This window comes from Micromonospora sp. NPDC049903, assembly GCF_044460945.1.
Classification (GTDB): Bacteria; Actinomycetota; Actinomycetes; order Mycobacteriales; family Micromonosporaceae; genus Micromonospora.
In genome coordinates, this window is the sequence record NZ_JBITKL010000011.1 from 141,434 (window position 1) to 160,143 (window position 18,710).

21 protein-coding genes are annotated in these 18,710 nt (G+C 71.1%); 18 read left to right on the forward strand and 3 right to left on the reverse strand.

All coding sequences use genetic code 11. From position 1 onward, the window contains the following. Positions 1 to 48: 48 nt before the first annotated feature. The 5 genes from ACIBO1_RS18885 (at position 49) to ACIBO1_RS18905 (ending at position 4,658) form a co-directional block, all read left to right on the forward strand. The gene (locus ACIBO1_RS18885; RefSeq protein ID WP_396748117.1) at positions 49 to 1,053 is read left to right on the forward strand and encodes a Gfo/Idh/MocA family protein; all 1,005 of its coding nucleotides are present in this window, start codon (positions 49 to 51) and stop codon (positions 1,051 to 1,053) included. Between the two features lie 15 nt (positions 1,054 to 1,068). After that, positions 1,069 to 2,367 carry an ABC transporter substrate-binding protein gene (locus ACIBO1_RS18890; RefSeq protein WP_396748119.1) on the forward strand — a complete coding sequence of 433 codons (1,299 nt, stop codon included), beginning with the start codon at positions 1,069 to 1,071 and terminating at the stop codon, positions 2,365 to 2,367. Positions 2,368 to 2,428: 61 nt separating this feature from the next. Then, positions 2,429 to 3,388, forward strand: coding sequence for a carbohydrate ABC transporter permease (locus ACIBO1_RS18895; protein WP_396748121.1), 960 nt, complete (start codon positions 2,429 to 2,431; stop codon positions 3,386 to 3,388). Next, positions 3,385 to 4,218, forward strand: a complete 834-nt coding sequence (locus ACIBO1_RS18900) for a carbohydrate ABC transporter permease (protein WP_396748123.1) — start codon at positions 3,385 to 3,387, stop codon at positions 4,216 to 4,218. Before ACIBO1_RS18895 ends, ACIBO1_RS18900 begins: the two co-directional genes overlap by 4 nt. A gap of 122 nt (positions 4,219 to 4,340) precedes the next feature. Next, positions 4,341 to 4,658, forward strand: coding sequence for an L-rhamnose mutarotase (locus ACIBO1_RS18905; protein WP_350699894.1), 318 nt, complete (start codon positions 4,341 to 4,343; stop codon positions 4,656 to 4,658). Between the two features lie 52 nt (positions 4,659 to 4,710). Here the strand turns inward: ACIBO1_RS18905 and ACIBO1_RS18910 are convergent, their stop codons facing one another. Continuing rightward, positions 4,711 to 5,841, reverse strand: a complete 1,131-nt coding sequence (locus ACIBO1_RS18910) for a mandelate racemase/muconate lactonizing enzyme family protein (RefSeq protein ID WP_396748125.1) — start codon at positions 5,839 to 5,841, stop codon at positions 4,711 to 4,713. Positions 5,842 to 5,971: 130 nt separating this feature from the next. On the opposite strand from ACIBO1_RS18910, the gene ACIBO1_RS18915 reads away from it, so the two are divergent. From ACIBO1_RS18915 to ACIBO1_RS18950, 8 genes are read left to right on the forward strand one after another with little or no spacing between them, the layout of a single operon-like run. Further along, positions 5,972 to 6,907, forward strand: a complete 936-nt coding sequence (locus tag ACIBO1_RS18915; RefSeq protein ID WP_396748127.1) for a thiamine pyrophosphate-dependent dehydrogenase E1 component subunit alpha — start codon at positions 5,972 to 5,974, stop codon at positions 6,905 to 6,907. After that, a complete protein-coding gene (locus ACIBO1_RS18920; protein WP_396748129.1) occupies positions 6,900 to 7,880 on the forward strand; it encodes an alpha-ketoacid dehydrogenase subunit beta in 981 nt (326 codons plus the stop codon). The genes ACIBO1_RS18915 and ACIBO1_RS18920 overlap by 8 nt, the downstream gene beginning before the upstream one ends. Next, complete coding sequence (locus ACIBO1_RS18925) at positions 7,877 to 8,638, forward strand: SDR family NAD(P)-dependent oxidoreductase (RefSeq protein WP_396748131.1); 762 nt, start codon at positions 7,877 to 7,879, stop codon at positions 8,636 to 8,638. The genes ACIBO1_RS18920 and ACIBO1_RS18925 overlap by 4 nt, the downstream gene beginning before the upstream one ends. Positions 8,639 to 8,681: 43 nt before the next feature. After that, entirely contained in the window at positions 8,682 to 10,001 is a 1,320-nt protein-coding gene (locus tag ACIBO1_RS18930; protein WP_396748133.1) for a hypothetical protein, read from the forward strand. Then, on the forward strand, positions 9,998 to 10,297 hold the full coding sequence (locus ACIBO1_RS18935; protein WP_396748135.1) for a YciI family protein: 300 nt from the start codon (positions 9,998 to 10,000) through the stop codon (positions 10,295 to 10,297). The genes ACIBO1_RS18930 and ACIBO1_RS18935 overlap by 4 nt, the downstream gene beginning before the upstream one ends. Next, a complete protein-coding gene (locus tag ACIBO1_RS18940; protein WP_396748137.1) occupies positions 10,294 to 11,865 on the forward strand; it encodes a hypothetical protein in 1,572 nt (523 codons plus the stop codon). Before ACIBO1_RS18935 ends, ACIBO1_RS18940 begins: the two co-directional genes overlap by 4 nt. A gap of 58 nt (positions 11,866 to 11,923) precedes the next feature. Then, complete coding sequence (locus ACIBO1_RS18945) at positions 11,924 to 12,202, forward strand: ArsR/SmtB family transcription factor (RefSeq protein WP_396748139.1); 279 nt, start codon at positions 11,924 to 11,926, stop codon at positions 12,200 to 12,202. 12 nt (positions 12,203 to 12,214) lie between these two features. Then, positions 12,215 to 12,604, forward strand: coding sequence for a VOC family protein (locus ACIBO1_RS18950; protein ID WP_396748141.1), 390 nt, complete (start codon positions 12,215 to 12,217; stop codon positions 12,602 to 12,604). A 73-nt stretch (positions 12,605 to 12,677) separates the two neighbouring features. Here ACIBO1_RS18950 and ACIBO1_RS18955 read toward each other — a convergent pair whose 3' ends face one another. Beyond that, positions 12,678 to 13,358: a lytic polysaccharide monooxygenase gene (locus ACIBO1_RS18955; RefSeq protein WP_396748143.1), complete on the reverse strand. Its 681-nt coding sequence runs from the start codon at positions 13,356 to 13,358 to the stop codon at positions 12,678 to 12,680. Between the two features lie 252 nt (positions 13,359 to 13,610). After that, positions 13,611 to 14,435 (reverse strand): helix-turn-helix domain-containing protein, encoded by an 825-nt coding sequence (locus ACIBO1_RS18960; protein WP_396748145.1) that lies wholly within the window; start codon positions 14,433 to 14,435, stop codon positions 13,611 to 13,613. A gap of 102 nt (positions 14,436 to 14,537) precedes the next feature. Here ACIBO1_RS18960 and ACIBO1_RS18965 point away from each other — a divergent pair, with 102 nt between their 5' ends. From ACIBO1_RS18965 to ACIBO1_RS18985, 5 genes are all read left to right on the forward strand, one after another. After that, on the forward strand, positions 14,538 to 15,452 hold the full coding sequence (locus ACIBO1_RS18965) for an oxidoreductase (protein ID WP_396748147.1): 915 nt from the start codon (positions 14,538 to 14,540) through the stop codon (positions 15,450 to 15,452). Between the two features lie 129 nt (positions 15,453 to 15,581). Continuing rightward, a complete protein-coding gene (locus ACIBO1_RS18970) occupies positions 15,582 to 15,950 on the forward strand; it encodes a hypothetical protein (RefSeq protein ID WP_396748148.1) in 369 nt (122 codons plus the stop codon). Positions 15,951 to 16,094: 144 nt separating this feature from the next. Beyond that, positions 16,095 to 16,370 (forward strand): hypothetical protein, encoded by a 276-nt coding sequence (locus ACIBO1_RS18975; RefSeq protein ID WP_396748150.1) that lies wholly within the window; start codon positions 16,095 to 16,097, stop codon positions 16,368 to 16,370. Then, a complete protein-coding gene (locus ACIBO1_RS18980) occupies positions 16,367 to 17,962 on the forward strand; it encodes a sensor histidine kinase (RefSeq protein ID WP_396748152.1) in 1,596 nt (531 codons plus the stop codon). Before ACIBO1_RS18975 ends, ACIBO1_RS18980 begins: the two co-directional genes overlap by 4 nt. Positions 17,963 to 17,990: 28 nt before the next feature. Further along, positions 17,991 to 18,668 carry a response regulator transcription factor gene (locus ACIBO1_RS18985; RefSeq protein ID WP_396748154.1) on the forward strand — a complete coding sequence of 226 codons (678 nt, stop codon included), beginning with the start codon at positions 17,991 to 17,993 and terminating at the stop codon, positions 18,666 to 18,668. Positions 18,669 to 18,710 lie beyond the last annotated feature (42 nt).

Here is an 18,710-nt window from a genome sequence, read left to right on the forward strand (position 1 = left end):
CGTTGCCCCGACGCCCGTCCAGGACACACCGCCTGGTGGAGGCGCGGCATGACCGCCGCGCCGGAGGTCGCCGTCGTCGGTGCGGGCGCGTTCGGGCTGCGGCACGTCGCCGCGTACCGGTCGCTCGGCGTACCGGTGACCGCGCTGGTCGACCCGGACCCCGAGGTGCGGGACCGGGCCGCCACCGCGTACCGCGTGGCCCGGACCTTCGGCACCGTCGATGACCTGCTCGCCGCCGGCGCCCCGCAGGCGGCCTCGGTCTGCGTGCCCGGACCCGCCCACCGGGCGGTCGCGGTCGCCCTGCTCGCCGCCGGGGTGCCGGTCCTGGTCGAGAAGCCGCTCGCGGCCACGGTCGCCGACGCCGCCGCGATCGTCGCGGCGGCCCGTACCCACCGGGTCCTCTGCCAGCCCGGACACATCCTGCGCCACAGCGCCCCGCACCGGGCGCTGTACGACGCGGTCCGCGCCGGCCGGCTCGGCCAGGTGCTGGCCGTCTCCTCCCGCCGGGACCGGCCGCGCGCGCTCAGCCGGCTCTTCCCCGACGAGCACCCGGCCCTGCTCACCGCCGTGCACGACGTCGACCTGGCCATCTGGTACGCCCAGTCGCCGGTGGTCGAGGTTCGTGCGACCGCCCGGACCCGACCAGGTCCGGCCTCGCCGGTCCTGGTGTGGGCGGAGCTTCGGCACGCCAACGACGTCGTGTCGTCGATCCGCAACAGCTACCTGCTGCCCGACACCACGCCCAACCACACCTCGGACCTGGTCGAGGTGTACGGCACCGACGGGGTCGCCCACGTCGACCTCGGCCACCCCACGCTGCTCGTCCAGGCCGAGCAGACCGAGGCGCCGGACTGGCTGCTCTCGCCGGTCGACGGCGGCGGTGCGCTCGCCGCCGAACTGCGCCACTTCGTCGGTCAGGTGACCGGCACCGAGTCGTCGGCGGTCGTCCCGCTCGCCGACGGACTGCACGTGGTGCAGGTCGCCACGGCCATGGCCGACAGCGCCGCCGCCGGTGGCGAACCCCGTCGGATCTCCCTCGAACCCCTCTCCTGACAGGAGCTTGCGCCGATGTTTCGTCGTAGATTGACCGGCGTCCTCGCCGCCGGTGTGGCCACCGCCGCGATGCTGGCCGGATGCGGGGGCGGTGGCGACGCCGCCGACGGCCCAGTCACCCTCAAGGTGCTCACCTGGGAGCCGGGCGGCTCCGAGTACTGGCAGCAGGTGAAGACCACCTTCGAGGCCAGCCACCAGAACATCAAGCTGGACCTGCAGTCGGTCCCGTTCGACAAGTACCCCGAGGTGCAGGGGCCGTACATCACCTCGCAGTCCGGGCCGGACGTGATGGCCAACAACGCCGGGCTGGAGCTGTTCGACCGGCGGGGCGCGTACGTGCCGCTGGGCGACCGGGCCGCCGAGATCAACAAGGACCTGGTCACCTACAGCGGCGCCTGCGAGGGCTTCGACACCAGCAAGGCCTGCTTCGGCGTGCCCTTCTCCTACCAGGGCAACGTCCTGTACTTCAACAAGGACGTGCTGCGCGGCGCCGGGCTGGACCCGGACAACCCGCCGGCCACCTGGGACGAGTTCGGCGCCGCCTGCGAGGCGATCAAGAACTCCGGCAAGACCTGCCTGGCCCTGGGTCTGTCCGGCACCTTCCCGGCGTACTGGGACTTCCCGGAGATCGCCCGCAACTACCTGACCGAGGACGACATCCGCGGCCTGCTCGCCGGCACGCTGTCCTGGAAGGACCCGAAGCTGGTCCAGGTCCTGGAGAAGCTCGCCGAGATCACCACCAAGGGCTGGACGAACAAGAACGCCCCGTCGATCACGATGCTGCCCGACGGTGCGGACATCTTCCAGCGCGGTGACGCCGCCTTCGCCGGCACCATCATCTCCGACGCGGTGAACTGGGAGGCGTTCGGCAAGGCCCTCGGCGACGACAAGCTCGGCGTCACCCGGTGGCCGGTGATCAACCCGTCCGCGCCGCTGGCCGGCAAGTTCTCCGGCATCGAGGGCGCCGTCTACGGCGTGACGCAGTGGAGCGAGAAGAAGGAAGCCGGCCTGGAGTTCATCACCTGGCTGGCCGGCAAGGAGAACGGCGAGCTGTGGGTGAAGCACGCCAAGGGTCAGCCGCTGAACAAGAACGTCGACCCGGCGTTGCTGCCCTCGTCGCCGGCCTTCAAGAAGATCCAGGAGTTCGTGGCCGAGCCGACCCTGCACGCCGGTGTCATGCTCTCCGGCCCGGAGGCCGACGCGCTGGCCCGAGGCTGGCAGCAGATCACCCTCGGTCAGCTCACCGTCGACAAGTGGGCCGACCAGATGCAGCAGGCGCTGGAGCGCAGCCCGACGAAGAAGCAGGGCAACTAGTCGCACCGGGTGGGGTGGCCGGGCGCCACCCCACCCGCCAGCCTCCGGGGAGGACAGCCCGATGAGCATCTCCACCGCGTCGGCCGCCGATTCGGCCGTCGCGAAGAACCCACCCCCGCCGGTACGCCGCAACCGGCGACCTCGGCACGCCCGGGAATGGTGGCTCGGCGCCCTGCTGGTGCTGCCGGGGATGGCCCTGGCGGTCACCTTCAAACTGGTGCCGCTGATCCGGGGCGTCATCACCAGCTTCGAATCCTCCAGCGGGTTCGGCGACAGCTCGTTCGCCGGCTGGGACAACTACACCCGGATGTTCGACGACCCGGTGGTGCTGGCCAGCTTCCGCAACGCCCTGCTGGTGGTGGCCACCCTGCCGGTCTGGATCGTGCTGCCGCTCGTACTCGCGGTGCTGATTCACCAACGGGCGCCGGGCTGGAAGTTCTTCCGGGCCGTCTACTTCGTCCCGTACACCATCGCGCCCATTGTGGTCGGCATCATGTTCCGGCAGATCCTCAGCCCGGACGGACCGATCAACGCCCTGCTGCGCGCCGTCGGGCTGGGACCGCTGGCCATCGAATGGCTCAACGGGCAGAACAGCGCGCTCTTCTCCCTGGTCGCGGTGGCGCTGTGGAGCTTCTTCGGCCTCGGCGTGATGACCTACCTGGCCGGACTCGCCACCATTCCCGAGGAGGTGCTGGAGGCCGCGTACCTCGACGGGGCCAACTTCTGGCGGCGACTCTTCTCGGTCGTGGTGCCGATGCTGCGTCCCACCGTGGCGTACTGGAGCGTGCTCTGCGCCTCCGGCGTGCTGATCTGGCTGTTCCCGCTGATCTACGCGTTGACCCAGGGCGGCCCCGGCAACGCCACCATGCTCCCCGAGTACCTGGTCTTCCTCACCACCTTCCAGTTCCTCGACCGGGGGTACGGCTCGGCCATCGGCATCGCCCTGTTCGTCTTCGTCGCCGTGTTGTCGATCTTCAGCGTGCGGCACATGTTCAAAGAGGGGACCCGGAAGCCGCGATGAACCGGCGACACTCCGCCCAGATCGGGCGCTACCTGTTGGTCTTTGCGTTGGTGGTGGTCGCGGTGGCGGCGCTCTACCCGCTGCTGTTCACCGTGGTCAGCTCGCTCAAGACGCAGACCGGGTTCGCCCGGGACCCGCTCGGGTTGCCGGCCGGGATCACCTTCGAGAACTACGTCGAGGCGTTCAAGCGGATGAACATGCCCCGACTGCTGCTCAACTCCATCATCACCACGGTCGGTGGCCTGGTGCTGTCGGTGCTGGCCGCGATGCTGATCGCGTACACGGTGACCAAGCTGCGTTTCCGGGGCGGCAAGCTGGTCTTCCTGTTCATCATCATCACCCTGACCATCCCCAGCCAGGCGATCATCTACCCGCTCTACCAGACCGTGCTGGACCTGGGCATGTCCGGGGAGTACCAGGGCCTGATCCTGGCGTACGCGGCCTTCGGTCTGCCGCTGGGCACCTACCAGCTCGCCGGCTACTTCCAGCAGGTGCCCGACGAGCTGATCGAGGCGGCCCGGGTCGACGGGGCCGGACACTTCACCATCCTGTTCCGGCTGCTCGCCCCGATCGCCACCCCCGCACTGGCGGCGCTGGCCATCTTCAACTTCGTCTGGATGTGGAACGACCTGCTGCTGCCGCTGGTCATCATGGGCGGCTCGGACTCCAAGACGCTGATGGTCGGCGTCTCCCTGCTCAGCGGCCAGTACGACGTGTCGGTGCCGCTGGTCAGCGCCGGCCTGATCGTGGCCCTGCTCCCGGTCCTCGTCATCTATCTGGTGTTCCAGCGCCAACTCGTCTCCGGTGCGCTCGCCGGCTCCGGCAAGTGAGCACGCCGACCGACCGACCCGACCCGGATACTCCTCAATGTCCGAGCGCGGGTCACCCCGGTCCCGTCCCCGATCCCGGCACCGGATCGGGGGCGGGACCGGCCCGTGGGCCGGGCGTGCAGGTGTGCCACCTGTACCGCCTGCGTCCCGGGGCGGAGGCCGAGTACGAGCGCCGGCACGTCGAGCTGTGGCCGGAGATGGCCGCCCTGCTCGACGAGGCGGGCGTGTACGACTACCACATCTATCGGCACGGTCTGCTGCTGATCTGCGTCCTGCGGACCCGGTGGGGCTTCGACCACGCCGGCCGGGTCACCGGCGCCTCCGAGGTGCAGGCGCGCTGGACGGCGTCGCTGGCACACCTGTTCGCCGAGATCGCCGACGCCGACGGCGAGCCCCTGTGGGCGTACCCCGTCTTCCAGCACCCCGGCCGTCGGATGTAAGGAGGGGTCCCCTGCTATGCACGAGGCGTTAGCAGGGGACCCCTCCTTACATCTAGACGGCGTACGCGATGGAGCCGTCGGCGCGGTGGGGGATGCGGGTGAGCGGGCGGCCGGTCAGGTCCAGCGGGGTCTCGTCGGTGAGGTCCAGGGTGACGCCGAGACCGGGCTCTTCGGGGATGGGCAGGAAGCCGCCCTCACGACGGACGCAGGCCCGCGCCGGACCGTCGGCGAGAGTGTCGTCGAGCGGGGAGTACTCCTGCGTCACGAAGTTCGGGATCGCCGTGTCCAGGTGCACCGAGGCCATGGTGAGCAGCGGCCCGAGGCAGTTGTGGCTGACCACCGCCGCGTGGTACGACTCGGCCAGCGCGGCGATCTTGCGGGCGTGGCTGATGCCGCCGGCCAGGCCGAGGTCGGGCCGGACGTACTGGGCCCCGCCCTGTGCCAGCAGCTCCTTGAACTCCCAGATGGTGTGCAGCCGCTCGCCGTTGGCCATCGGCACCCCGAGCGCGCGGCGGCTCAGCTCGGCCTGGCTGCTGACGCTGTCGATCTGGATCGGGTCCTCGACCATCAGCGGGTGCAGTCGGCCGATCGCCGGGACGACCGCCTCGGCCTGCAACGGGGTGAGCTTGCGGTGCAGCTCGATGAGCAGGTCGACGTCGGGGCCGACCGCGTCGCGGACGGCGGCGGTGGTGGCCTCGGTGTCGGTGACCAGTCGGGCCAGCGACAGGTCGCCGTAGTCCGCCGGCAGCGGGTCGAACTTCACCGCGGTGAACCCGTCGGCGACCGCCGCCGTGGCCTGTGCGGCGAGGTCCTGCGCGCCGGTGCCGGGCAGCAGCAGGTGCAGCCGGATCCGGTCCCGGACCCGACCGCCGAGCAACTGCCAGACCGGTACGCCGAGTCGCTTGCCGAGCAGGTCCCAGAGCGCCAGGTCGATGGCGGAGACGGCGGCGGTGAGCACCGATCCCCGGAACGGTCCCATCCGGTACAGGTGGTGCCAGTGGTGCTCGATCCGGCTCGGGTCGGCGCCGAGCAGGTGTGGGCGGAACGCCTCCACGACCGCGTGGACCGCTCCCGGATACCCCCAGCAGGCGGACTGTCCGACGCCGACCAGTCCGGTCGAGGTGTGCACCGCGACGAAGTGCGCGTCGCCCCGCACCACCGACTCGACTGCGGTGATCTCCATGCTGCCCCCAAATTAGAGCCCTATAACGGCCACAAACTTGCTCATGCACTCTTCCATAGCATGATGTCCCTGGTCTAGGCTCCAATCCGAACGAGCCGGAATAGGGCTCTAATTCATCTATGGGGGTGTGATGGGTCTGCCGGACGACTACCGGGCGATGGCCCGGATCCGCCGGTTCGAGGAGCGGCTGGCCGCCCTCAAGGACGACGGCGAGATCCCGGGCTCGATCCACCTGTGCAACGGTCAGGAGGCGATCCCGGTCGGTGCCGCCCGCGCGCTGCGCGACGGTGACCACGTGACCGCGACCTACCGAGGGCACGGCTGGGCGCTGGCCCGGGGCGTGGACATGACCGGGCTGTTCGCCGAGATGATGGGTCGTGACTCGGCGGTCAACGGCGGCCGGGCCGCCTCGCCGTACCTCTCCGACCCCGGACGCTGGTTCATGGGGGAGAACTCCATCGTCGGCGCCGGCGTACCGATCGCCACCGGTGCCGCGCTCACCGCGCAACGCACCGGCAGCGGCGCGGTCTCGGTGGTCAGCATCGGTGACGGCGCGATGAACCAGGGCAACGTGCACGAGGCGATCAACCTCGCCGCCGTACTCGACCTGCCGCTGGTCCTGGTGGTGGAGAACAACGTCTACTCGGAGATGTCCCGCATCGAGGACATGGTCCGCATCCGACAGCTCGCCGAGCGCGCCGCCGGGTACGGGATCCCCGGCCGGGTCGTCGACGGCAACGACCCGGACGCGGTCGCCGAGGCCGTCACCGAGGCGGTCACCCGCGCCCGGGAGGGCTCCGGCCCGTCCATCGTGGAGGCCATGACCGAGCGCCTGGTCGGCCACTACAGCGGCGACGTGCAGCACTACCGCCCGGCCGGCGAGATCGCCGCCGCCCGCGAACGCGAGCCGCTGGTCCGGATCCGGGCCGCCGCCGACGCCGAGCTGACCGCCCGGCTCGACGCCATCGACGCGGAGGTGGCCGCCGAGGTGGAGGCCGCCGTCGTCGCCGCCCGCGAGGTGCCGTTCCCCGACCCGGCGACCGTCAAGGAGTACGTCTATGTCTGAGTCGCTGCGGTACATCCAGGCCGTCAACGCGGCGCTGACCTGGGCGCTGGACAGCCGGTCCGACACCGTCTACTTCGGTGAGGACGTCGCCCTGCCCGGCGGCCCGTTCGGTGCCACCAAGGGACTGCACAAGCGGTTCGGCAGCGACCGGATCTTCGACACCCCGATCTCCGAGACCGGCTTCCTGGGCATGGCGCTCGGCGCGGCCATGACCGGCCTGCGCCCGATCGCCGAGATCATGTACGCCGACTTCTCCTTCGTGGCGATGGACCAGATCGTCAACCAGATCGCCACCATCCGCTACTCCAGCGCCGGCCGGTGGAAGGCCCCGCTGGTGATCCGGATGCAGCAGGGGTACTCACCCGGTGCCTGTGCTCAGCACTCGCACTCGGTGGAGGCGTACTTCGCGCACACCCCCGGCCTGCGGGTGGCACTGCCGTCCACTCCGGACGACGCGTACCAGATGCTGCGCACTGCGGTGGTCAGCGACGACCCGGTGGTGGTCGCGGAGGCCCGGATGCTCTACCCGACCCGGGGTCCGGTCCGCACCGACGCGCCGGTCGAGCCGATCGGCGGCGCCCGTGTGGTCCGCGACGGCCGGGACGCCACCGTGGTGGCCTGGTCCCGGATGGTCCCGGCGGCCCTCGCCGCCGCCGACCAGCTCGCCGCCGAGGGGATCGAGACCGAGGTGATCGATCTGCGGTGGCTCAACCCGCTGGACTTCGACACCGTCGGCGCGTCGGTCGCGCGCACCGGCCGTCTGGTCGTCGCCCACGAGGCGAACCTGACCGGCGGATTCGGTGCGGAGATCGCCGCCCGGGCCGCGTCCGAGTGCTTCGCCGACCTGAAGGCCCCGGTGGCCCGGGTGGCCGCCCCGGACGTGCCGATGCCGGCCGCCCCGGCGCTGCAGAAGGCCGTGGTGCCCGAGGCGGAACACGTCGCCGAGGCGGTTCGCGGAACGGTCCGCCGGTGACCGGCGTCGCCCCGGCGACCGGCCTGCTCACCGGCCGCCGGGTGGTCGTCGTCGGCGGTGCCTCCGGCATCGGGCTCGCCACGGTCCGGGCGGCCGCCACGGCCGGCGCGGCCGTCGCGGTGCTCGACGCCGACGCCGACGGCGCCGCCGGTGCCGCCGCGCAGGCCCGAGCCGCCGGGGCGACCGCCGTGGCGCATGTCGTGGACGTGACCCGGGAGGCGCAGGTCGCCTCGGTGTTCGACGCGGTCGCCGACGACCTCGGCGGCATCGACGCGGTGCTGCACGTCGCCGGGATCATGCGTGGGCAGGGCACCGACGTCACCGACCTGCCGCTGGAGCTGTGGCAGCGGGTGATCGAGGTCAACCTCACCGGGCCGTTCCTGGTCGCCAAGCACGCCGTGCGACACCTTGCCGACGACCACGGGGTGCTCGTCCTGGTCGGTTCCAAGGCGGGCGTGCTGACCGGATCCGGCTCGGTACCCTACGGCGCGAGCAAGGGAGGACTGCACGGCCTGGCACTGACGCTGGCCCGGCACCTCGGTCCACGCGGGATCCGGGTGCACACCCTCTGTCCCGGCGACATCGACACACCGCTGATGCGGCGGTCGCTGGACGAGGCACGGGCCAACGGCACGGACGGTGCCCAGGTCTCCCGGATCGAGGCGGCCCTGGGCCGTCCCGAGGACGTGGCGTCGGTGCTGACGCTGTTGGCGGCACCGGCCAGCGCCGGCATCGCCGGCACCGTCTACACCGGCTGAGCAGCCCGAGGCGACGGCGAGGCGACGACGTGGAGGCGGCAGCGTGATCGGGATCATCGGCCCGGAGGACTCGATCCGGCTCGTGCAGGAGGTGGCGGCCGGGGAGGGCCGCGCGGAGGAGGTGACCACCCGCGCGTACACCGACCCGGAGCAGGCACCTCACCTGGCCCGTGAGCTGGACGACCTCTGCCAGGTGCTGCTGTTCACCGGGCGCATCCCGTACGCCTTCGCCGCGGCGGCCGGTGGGCTGCGTGCCGAGATCGACTACATCCGGCACGCCGGGATCGACCTGTACCGCACGCTGTCCCGGATGCTGCTGGCCGGCGGCGGGCGACTGCCCCGGGTCAGTGTGGACACCATCGAGGCGGACACCGTCCGGGAGACGTACCACGACATCGAACTGACCCCGCCCACCGACATCCTGCCGATCGCCGACTCGTCGGGCCTGCTCTTCTCCGGGCTGGCCGAGATCACCGCCTACCACCGCGAGCGGTACGAGTCCGGCGCCGTCGAGGCGTGCCTGACCTGCCTCGGCGCGGTGCACCGGGAACTGCGCGAGCGCGGGGTGCCGGTCTGGCGCGTCGAGCACACCCGGGCCTCGGTCCGTGACGCGCTGCGCCGGGCCTGGCTCGCCGCCGAGGTACGCCAGTCCCGGGCCACCCAGATCGCGGTGATGATGATCGAGGTGGCCGAGTCGGCGAGCCGCCCGCAGGACCCGTACCAGGCGGAACGGCAGCGCCTGCGGCTGCGCGAGGCACTGCTGGAGCACGCCGAGCGGATGCGCGGGCGACTCAACACCATCGACGACCGGACGCTGGTCATCACCACCACCCGGGGCACCGTGGAGAGCGCCATCGCCCGGCACCGCGCCGGGCACGCCTCCCTGCTCAGCCTGCGCGGCGTCGACGGGGACCACACCGTCGGCTTCGGCGCCGGCACCACCATCGCCGCCGCCGAGGCCAACGCCCGCCAGGCTCTCGCCCTGGGGCGGGGTGGCGAGACGCACGTGGTCTTCCCGGACGGGGAGATCTATTCCACCCGGGAGAGCGCGGTCAAGCAGCGGCTGCGCGAGACCGCCCCCGGCGTGCTGCGGGTCTCCGAGCAGCTGCGCCTCGGGCCGCTGTCCACCCGGCGGCTGCTGGAGGCGCTGCACCAGATGGACCCCAACCAGGTGACCGCGCGGGGTCTGGCCGACGCGTACGGGGTGGAGACCCGCTCGGCCCGCCGGCTGCTCAAGTCACTGCGCGCGGCCGGCTTCGCCGAGGAGGTCGGCGTGCACGTCAGCACCGGAGCCGGCCGGCCGCAGAGCGTCTACCGGGTGGCCCTGCAACGCCTGGTCGGGGCGATCGGGGCGAACGAGTGATCTTCGAACCGACCTTCCTGGTCACCGCCGCCTTCGCCGCCGACGCGGTCCGCCGCCGCGAGCCGCACCGGGCGGCCCACCTGGCACACGTACGCGGACTGCTCGCCGACGGCACCGCCCTGCTCGCCGGGGCCCGCGCCGACCTGAGCGCCTCCGTCCTCGTGCTGCGGGCACCCGACGCGGCGGCTGCCCGCGCCCTCGTCGAACACGATCCGTACTGGCGGCACCGGGTGTGGACGGCTCTCGACGTCGTCGACTACCTGGCCGCCACTCCGCAGTCCCTCGGGAGGTCATGATGTCGTACCGCCAGATTCCCGGCGTCCGGGTGCACGGCGCCGAGCACGCGCCGTTCGCGGCCACCCTGCTGGCCGAGTCGCTGGGGGAGGGGCCGGAGCCGGTACGGTTCGTCCCCGACCCGACGCTGCCCGACGGCGGCTTCCGGGTCGAGGTGCCGGCCACCGGGGAGATCCGCGTCGTCGGCGATCCCTTCGCCGGCCTGGTCTACGCCGTCCGGGACCTGCTGGCCCGGGCCACCCCGGCCGGGCTGCCCGTCGGATCGCACCACAGCGCACCCGGGCTGCCGCTGCGGACGCTGTGGACCTGGGACCACTCCACTAACTGGGACCTGCGCCAGCTCGGCCAGCAGGAGATCGGCGCACTCAACCCGTACGCCAAGGGCGCCGACGCCTTCGGTGCCGACTACCGGCGGCTGGTGGACTTCTGCAGCGCCGAACGCATCGGCGGGATCGTGGTCTACGGGCTGCTGCGCGACGCCCACGGCGGCGTCGAGGCGGCCCGCGACCTGTGCGAGTACGCCAACGCCCGGGGCGTACGCATCATCGCCGGGGTGGGGATCAACGCCTACGGCGGCATCTACTTCGACGGCCGGCACCGGTACAACCTCGCCACCTGGCTGCGCCAGCGCCCCGATCTCGCGGCCGAACTGCCGAAGAAGGTCGGCTTCGACATCGACGAGTTCGGTGACCTGCACTTCCCGGCCAGCGAGTACATGATGGCCGCCTGCCCGTCGCAGCCGGAGAACCTGGCCTGGCACCGCGACGCCATCGACTGGTTGCTGGACACCCTGCCGGTCGGCGGGATCAACTTCGAGACCGGCGACTACGGCAGCTGCGCCTGCGCGCGGTGCGTCGACCGTACCGGTGGTGAGCGCACCTCCTGGTCGTACGAGGCGATGCGGTCGGTGTACCCGACCCTGCTGGACACCGCCCGCCGACCCGGTCCGGCCGGGGTGCCGTTGCGCCACCTGGTCGAGGTGTACTGGGACAACATCTTCGACCTCGACGCGCAAGGGCCGCTGGCCGACCTGCCCGACGACGTGGCGTACCAGTACTGCGTCAACCGGGGCTTCTGGTATGACAACCGGGACCGGCTGACCGCCGAGCACGTGGCGGCACTGCCGCACAGCACCAACGTGCTGCGCACGCACGCGGGGTCGCAGTGGAACCGGCAGCGGCACTCGTGGGTGCCGGAGATGTACACCGACATGGCCACCCGGACCGCCGCCGCCGGCATGCGCGGGTTGACCATCTTCGCCGAGGCGTCCGCGTACCACCCGACCAACGAGATCAGCTACCTGGCGTACGCCAGGTTCTCCTGGAATCCGACGCTGGCCTGGGACGACTTCTGGCGTGACGAGGTCACGCCCCGGTTCGGCGGGTCGGCCGAGGCGGAGGCGTTCCGCGACGGCGCGGCACTGCTGGACGACCCGGCGGCCGAGGCTGAGGCGTTGCGCAAGGTGGGCGGCGACGCCCTGTCGATGGTCGCCGCCACCAGCGGTGACGTGCAGCGCCGCTGGCTGTGGCTGGCCGAGCGGACCGCCCGGCACGCCCACTCGATCGGCTGAGCCCGACGGAGCGTGGCGGACTTGACAGGCAAGTCTCTGCTTGCCTATAACTGTGCGAGTGGACGCGGAACCGGATCTGTTCAAGGCCCTGGGTGACGCGACGCGACGCATCATCCTGGACGAGTTGGTCGACCGGGATGGCCAGACCCTGTTCGAGATCTGCGGCTGGCTGACCATGAAGCACGGTCTGACCTCGTCACGTCAGGCCATCTCGCAACACCTCGCGGTGCTCGAACAGGCCGGGCTGGTGCACGTCCGGCGACAGGGCCGGTACAAGTTCCACCACATCGACACCGGCCCGCTGCGCGCGATCGCCGAGCGGTGGCCCACCGACTGAGAGGAAGCAACCGTGCTTCGCATCAACATCACCAGCGTGGTGGTCGACGACCAGGCGAAGGCGCTCGCCTTCTACACCGAGAAGCTGGGCTTCGTGAAGAAGACCGACGTGCCGGCCGGTGCGGCGCGCTGGCTCACCGTGGTGTCCGCGGCCGACCCGGACGGCGTGGAGCTGCTGCTGGAGCCGGAGGGCCACCCGGCGGCCCGACCCTTCAAGGAGGCGCTGGTCGCCGACGGCATCCCGTACACCCAGTTCGCCGTCGAGGACGTCCACGCCGAGGTCGAACGCCTCAAGGGGCTGGGGGTGCGGTTCGTCCAGGAGGCGACCGACCTGGGCCCGGTGATCACCGCCGTGCTCGACGACACCTGCGGCAACCTGATCCAGATCGCCGCGATGAAGTAGCGCGAACGCGGCGGCTCCGGCCCGGGACAGGTCCCGAGCCGGAGCCGATGCCGCAGTGGGCGGTGTTACCGGATCAGCCGAAGTTCACGTCGCTGCACCACATGTACGCCTGGTCGAGGTGGGATGCCTGCCAGATGACGAACACGATGTGGTGTCCGGTGTATCCGGACGTCGAGACGTTGAAGCTGATGTTCTGAGCCGGGGCGTAGCGCCCGGTCTGCGTGATGAAGTCCAGGTTCCCCCAGCCGAGGGTCTGAGTGGCGGGGTTGAACCCGTTCTTGCTGACGTACACCCGGAAGTAGTCGGCGCCGTGGCTCGCCTGGTCGTACAGCTGGACCGTGAAGTTGTTGCTGACGTTGGTCCTCTTCCACGCCCCGGGCTGGTTCAGGCTGTTGTTCCGGGACAGACCGTTGCTGCACAGCTGCCCGTCGGGAGTGCGAGCCTGGAAGTTGCCGCCCAGCCCGTCCCGCAGCGCGCTCATCCAGTTCCACATGGTGTCCGGGTTGGATTGGAACGCCTGCCAGCACATGGGGTCCTGCTGCTGCATTGCCGGGTTCGTGTGGTTGCTGCCCCAGGTTTGCCAGCACTGGTACGCCCGGGACGCCGGGTTGATGATGGTGCCGTGGGCCTGCGCGGCACCGACCCAGGGGATCATCCCGGCCATCATGGCGAGCAGCAGTACGAGCGCCCGAAGCGGCTGGCGGGCAGCGGACCGGACTCGCGAGCCGGACTGGTCGGGCTTGTGTGAACGCACGTTACGTCCTCCGTTCGGCGATCGGATCGACATGGGAGCGCTTCCAAGGCCCAGCATTACACCGATGTTTCCGATTATCAACGATGGTCGATGAATGATCGATGTGGACGGACTGGATGCGGTTGGTCCGAGTCGCCCACAATCGCAGCTCAGCGGGGCTTTCGGGCGGGGCCCGTCGACGGCCCAAATTTCATTTCCGGAAGTCGATGCGTGTCCATTTCGTCCGGATTGGCCGGCCGTGACCGGCCAGCCTCACCCGGCGTACGCGGCGAGCAGCGACAGCCGCTCGGCGGCGGCACTGCCCGGGGCGGCGGTGTAGGCGATCAGGATCGGCCCCCTGCGCCCCGGCGGCGTGTAGGCGTCCCAGTCCAGGCGCAACTCGCCGACCTGGGGATGTGCGAAGACCTTGCTGCCGTGGACCGATTCGCGGACGTCGTGACGGGCCCAGAGCCGGCCGAACTCCTCGCTGCGGATGGTCAACGTGCCGACGATCTCCTGTGCGCGCGGGTGCTCCGGATCGGCGGCCACCGCCGCCCGCAGGAAGCCGAGGTAGTCCAGCACCGTCTCGCGCCACCCGGCGCACCGGTCTCGCGCCTCGGCGTGGGTGAACATGTCGATCAGCACGTTGCCCGGGCCGATCCCCGGATACAACGCGGTGGCCATCCTGTTCCAGGCGAGCAAGTCCAGGTGACGGCTGATCACCACGGCCGGGGTGTGCAGGCTGTGCAGCAGCCGATGGATGCTGTCCGGGACCGTCTCCCGGGTGCGCCGACGGGGCGTCGGCGGCCGCTGCGCCCGACGCGCGAGGGCGTGCAGGTGGCGGGTCTCCTCGGCGTTGAGAGCGAGCGCACGGGCGATGCCGGTCAACACGTCGTCGGAGGGGCGCACGTCCCGTCCCTGCTCCAGGCGCTGGTAGTAGTCGGTGCTCACCCCGGCGAGCAGAGCCAGCTCCTCGCGGCGCAGGCCCGTGACCCGGCGGCGCGGCCCGGGCGTCAGACCGAGGTCCTCCGGACGTAGCCGGGACCGGCGGTTGCGCAGGAAGTCCGCCAACTCGCGGGTGTAGGCCGTGGTGGTCACCACCCGAGTCTGCCGCGCCGGTGCGACCGCAGGGTAGGTCCCTCGGTCCCAGGTTGGCGAGGTCTCTCCGACGGGCCGCACCGCCTCCTAGCGTCGACGGACATGTCGAACTGGACCGAAGCACAGATTCCCGACCAGCAGGGACGCCGAGCGGTGGTGACCGGGGCGAACTCGGGTGTGGGGCGGGTCACCGCCCTGGAACTGGCCCGCCACGGAGCGTCGGTGGTGCTCGCGGTGCGCAACGTCGCGGCCGGTGAGCAGACCGCCGCCGACATCCGACGCCGGGTTCCGGGGGCCGACGTCGAGGTGCGGCGGTTGGACCTGGCCTCACTCGACTCCGTCCGCGCCTTCGCCACCGCCCTGACCGGCCCGCTCGACCTGCTGGTCAACAACGCCGGGGTGGCACTGACCGGACCACGCCCCGCCCTCACGGCGGACGGATTCGACATGCAGATGGGGACGAACGCGCTCGGCCCGTACGCGCTGACCGGCCTCCTGCTCGACCGGTTGACCGCCGGACGGCAGCCTCGGGTGGTCACCGTCTCGTCGATCGTGCACCGGCGGCGCGGCCTGGACCTGGCCGACCTGAACTCCGAGAAGTCCTACCACGGCCCGACGGCGTACTCGATGTCCAAGCTGGTCGCCACCATCCTCGGCCTGGAGCTGGACCGCCGTCTGCGGGCCGCCGGATCACCGGTGATCAGCGTGCTCGCCCACCCCGGGATGACCGCCACCAATCTCACCCCGCGCGCGCTGGCCGACCGCACCGTGTTCCTCCGCGCCGTCGGGCGGCTCAGCGCGCTGCTGATCAGCCGAGTCGAGGCCGGCGCCAGACCACAGCTCTACGCGGCCACCGCGATCGGCGTACGTGGTGGGCAGTTCTTCGGGCCGCGCGGTCTCCAGGAGATCCGGGGACCGGTCACCGAGGTACGGGCGAGCGCACCGGCACAGGACCCGGACAACGGGCGGCGGATGTGGGCGGAGGCCGCTGGGCTGACCGGCGTCCGATACCTGTGAGCCGGTCGCGAATGGAGGAAGGTCGCACTTTCGTCGTACCGCGCTGCTTCGCGGATCCGACGAAGCACTGACGATTCGGCGACCGATTCCCGCGAAGCTGGACCTCCCCATCACGACGGAGGAACTGTCATGCGAAAAGTCGGCCTCATCATCGCCGCCGTCATCGTCGTCCTGTGCGGTGGCATCGGGTGGACCGTCTACCAGGCGATCGCGCTGGGCAAGGAGGTGCTCGGGGCCGGCGTCACGCGGGAGCAGTTCGATGCACAGCAGGTGGGAACGGCCGAATCGGATGTCCGCGCCGCGCTGCCCGAGCCGCTGAGCGGGATGCGCGACAAGGACCTCTATCCCGACGACCCGGGACGGCAGGGCATTCCGGTCGACGCCTCGTGTGCCTATTTCACCGTGGCGCCGTTGGGCGATCCCGGCCCGGAGTTGTGGCGATTCTGCTTCGTCGACGGGGTGTTGAAGGAGAAGCGGGGCATCACCATTCCGGAATGAACGGGACACCGAGAGTAAGTCACCGCCCGGGTGTGCAGCACCCGGGCGGTTTCTCGTACCGGGTGCGGGTCAACGAAAGTGTGAGGTGTGTTTCCGTCGTCCGCCAGACGCCGACCCGGAGCGGCTGTCGCAACACTGTGGAGCATGACAGCGATCGTGGCTCTGTGCATCGGTGTGGTCGGCGTGGTGATGCTCGTCGTCGCACAGGTTCTGCGTCGGCGGGTGTCGAGGATGACCGATCGTGGCACGCCGGAACTCAGGGCGCTGCACGCGGAGGTTCGGGACACCCTCGATCGAGCCGGTTGGGTGGCGTCGGTCAGGATCTACCGCAGGCGGACCGGGGCCGGGCTGCTGGAGGCGTACCAGGCGGTCGACCGGATCGCCCACGACGAGAGCCGAGGGCGAGGTCCGACCCGATGAGCGTGGGCAGTCACACGTGGCGGTGGGTGGCCCGGTGGCGGGAGCGGGCCGGCCTGACCGGGGTGTGGCGGTGGGTCTACGAGATCAGCCTGGTGCTGCTGGTGACCGTGGCGGCGACGTTCCCGGCGGCCACCGCCGACTGGTACCCACTGATGCCGTGGCTGGTCGGGGTGACCACGCCGATCCTGATGGTGCTGCGGTTGACCAACCCGCTGCCGGCCTACGTCGCCGCGGCCCTGGTCGGTCTGGGCACCGGTGGGCAGAGCAGCCTGCTGCTGGTGGTGCTGAGCGCGTCGCTCGGCTACCGGGTCGCCCGGTGGTGGCAGGTCGCGGCCGGGCTGTCCCTGGCCTGGGCCTGCTACGTGGGATCCGTCGGTTGGACGGATCCGCTGGACGTGGAACTGGTGGTGGCCTACTCGGCGTTGTTCGTGCTGTGGGCGGCGCTGCCGGCGGGGGGCGCGCGGTTGGTCCGTCGACGGCGGGTGCTGCTGGCCGCCATGCACCACCGCAACGTGCAACTGCACAGCCAGCAGAGCGAGGTGGCCCGCCAGGCGCAGACGCGGGAACGGGCCCGCATCGCGCGGGACCTGCACGATTCGCTGGGACACAAGCTCACGCTGATCTCGCTGTACGCCGGGATGCTGCGCGCCGCCGACGACGACGGGCGATCCGAGGCCGCCGACCTGGTCCGCCAGACGTCCTCGGCGGCGATGACCGAGCTGCGACAGATCCTGGGCATCCTGGGACAGGACGACAGCCAGTCCGCGGTACGTCCGCTGACCGGCCTGGACGAGCTGGCCACGCAGGCACGTGCCTCCGGTGCCGAGGTGGAGATCGTCCGCGAGGGGGAGCCGCGACCGCTGGCGGCGCTGACCGAGCACGCCGCGTACCGGGTGATCCAGGAGGGGCTGACCAACGCGCTGCGCCACGCCCAGGGCGGCGCGATCGTGCTGTCGCTGCGGTACGAGCCGGACGCGCTGGTGGCCGGTGTGACCAACACCGTGGGGCAGCGGGTGGTGCGGGCCACCTCCGGGCAGGGGCTGCTCGGACTGACCGAACGCGTCCGGGTCGCGGGCGGCATGCTCTATCACGGGGCGACCCCGGACGGCGGGTTCCGGTTGGCGGCCACGTTGCCGTACCCGGGCGACGAACGCCCCGCTCCCACCGTCGAGCACCGGCCGCCGCCCGCCGCCGAACCGGAGGCGGACTTCGCGGCGCTGATGGACCGCGACCGCCGCCGTTCCCGGCTCGTCCTCGCCGCGACCGCGCTGTCTGTCGCCGGTTGCCTGGTGCTCTGCGCGGCCGGGATCTGGGTGATGATGGCGCTCGTCATCGTCGACCGCGACACCTACGACGCGGTCCGGGTCGGCCAGCCGGAGACCGAGGTACGCGAACGGCTGCCGGATCCCGACGCGGCGGTGACCGGAGCGGTCGGCGGTCGGGACGTACCCGGGGCCGTCTGCCTCGACTACCAGGCGTCTATCCTGGACCGGCACGATACCGACGCCGAACTCGGCCAGACCCTGTACCGGTTCTGCTTCCGCGACGGGGTGCTCGTCGACAAGCAGACCTTCCAGGAGCAGCCGTCATGACCCCACGACGACGGCGGAGGTCGAAGCGATGACCGTCTCCCTGCGGGTCCTGCTGGCCGACGACGACTCGCTGATCCGTACCGCGATCCAGACCATCCTGCATCCGGCCGCCGACATCGACTTGGTCGCACAGGTCGGTGACGGGCGGGCCGCCGTCGAACAGGCCGTGCGGCAGCGGCCGGACGTGGCGCTGCTGGACATCCAGATGCCGGTCCTCGACGGCCTGGCCGCGCTCCGGGAGATCCGGCACTTGGCGCCGGCCGTCCAGGTGGTGATGCTGACGACCTTCGGTCAGGACGAGTACGTGGCGCAGGCGCTGGCCGCCGGGGCGGCCGGTTTCCTGCTCAAGGAGTCGGCCGCCGAGGAACTCGCGTACGCGATCCACGCCGCCGCGACCGGCAACGCCTACCTGTCCCCGAAGATCACCCGTCAGGTGCTCGACCGGCTGCCCGCCGCGACCGTCCGGCCCGAGGAGGACCTGGTCAAGGTGGGCATGCTCAGCAGCCGGGAACGGGAGGTCCTGGTCCTGCTGGCTCAGGGGCTGTCGAACGCCGAGATCAGCCAGCGACTGTTCGTCTCCGAGGGCACCGTCAAGACGCACGTCTACCGGGTGTTCGCCAAGCTCGGCTGTGACAACCGGGTGCAGGCGGCGATGCTGGCACAACGCGCCGGGCTGTTGGAGCCGCAGGCGGACTCGACACGCTGACCGGAACCCGGTCCGCTGCCTCCGTGCGGGCGTGGAGTCGAC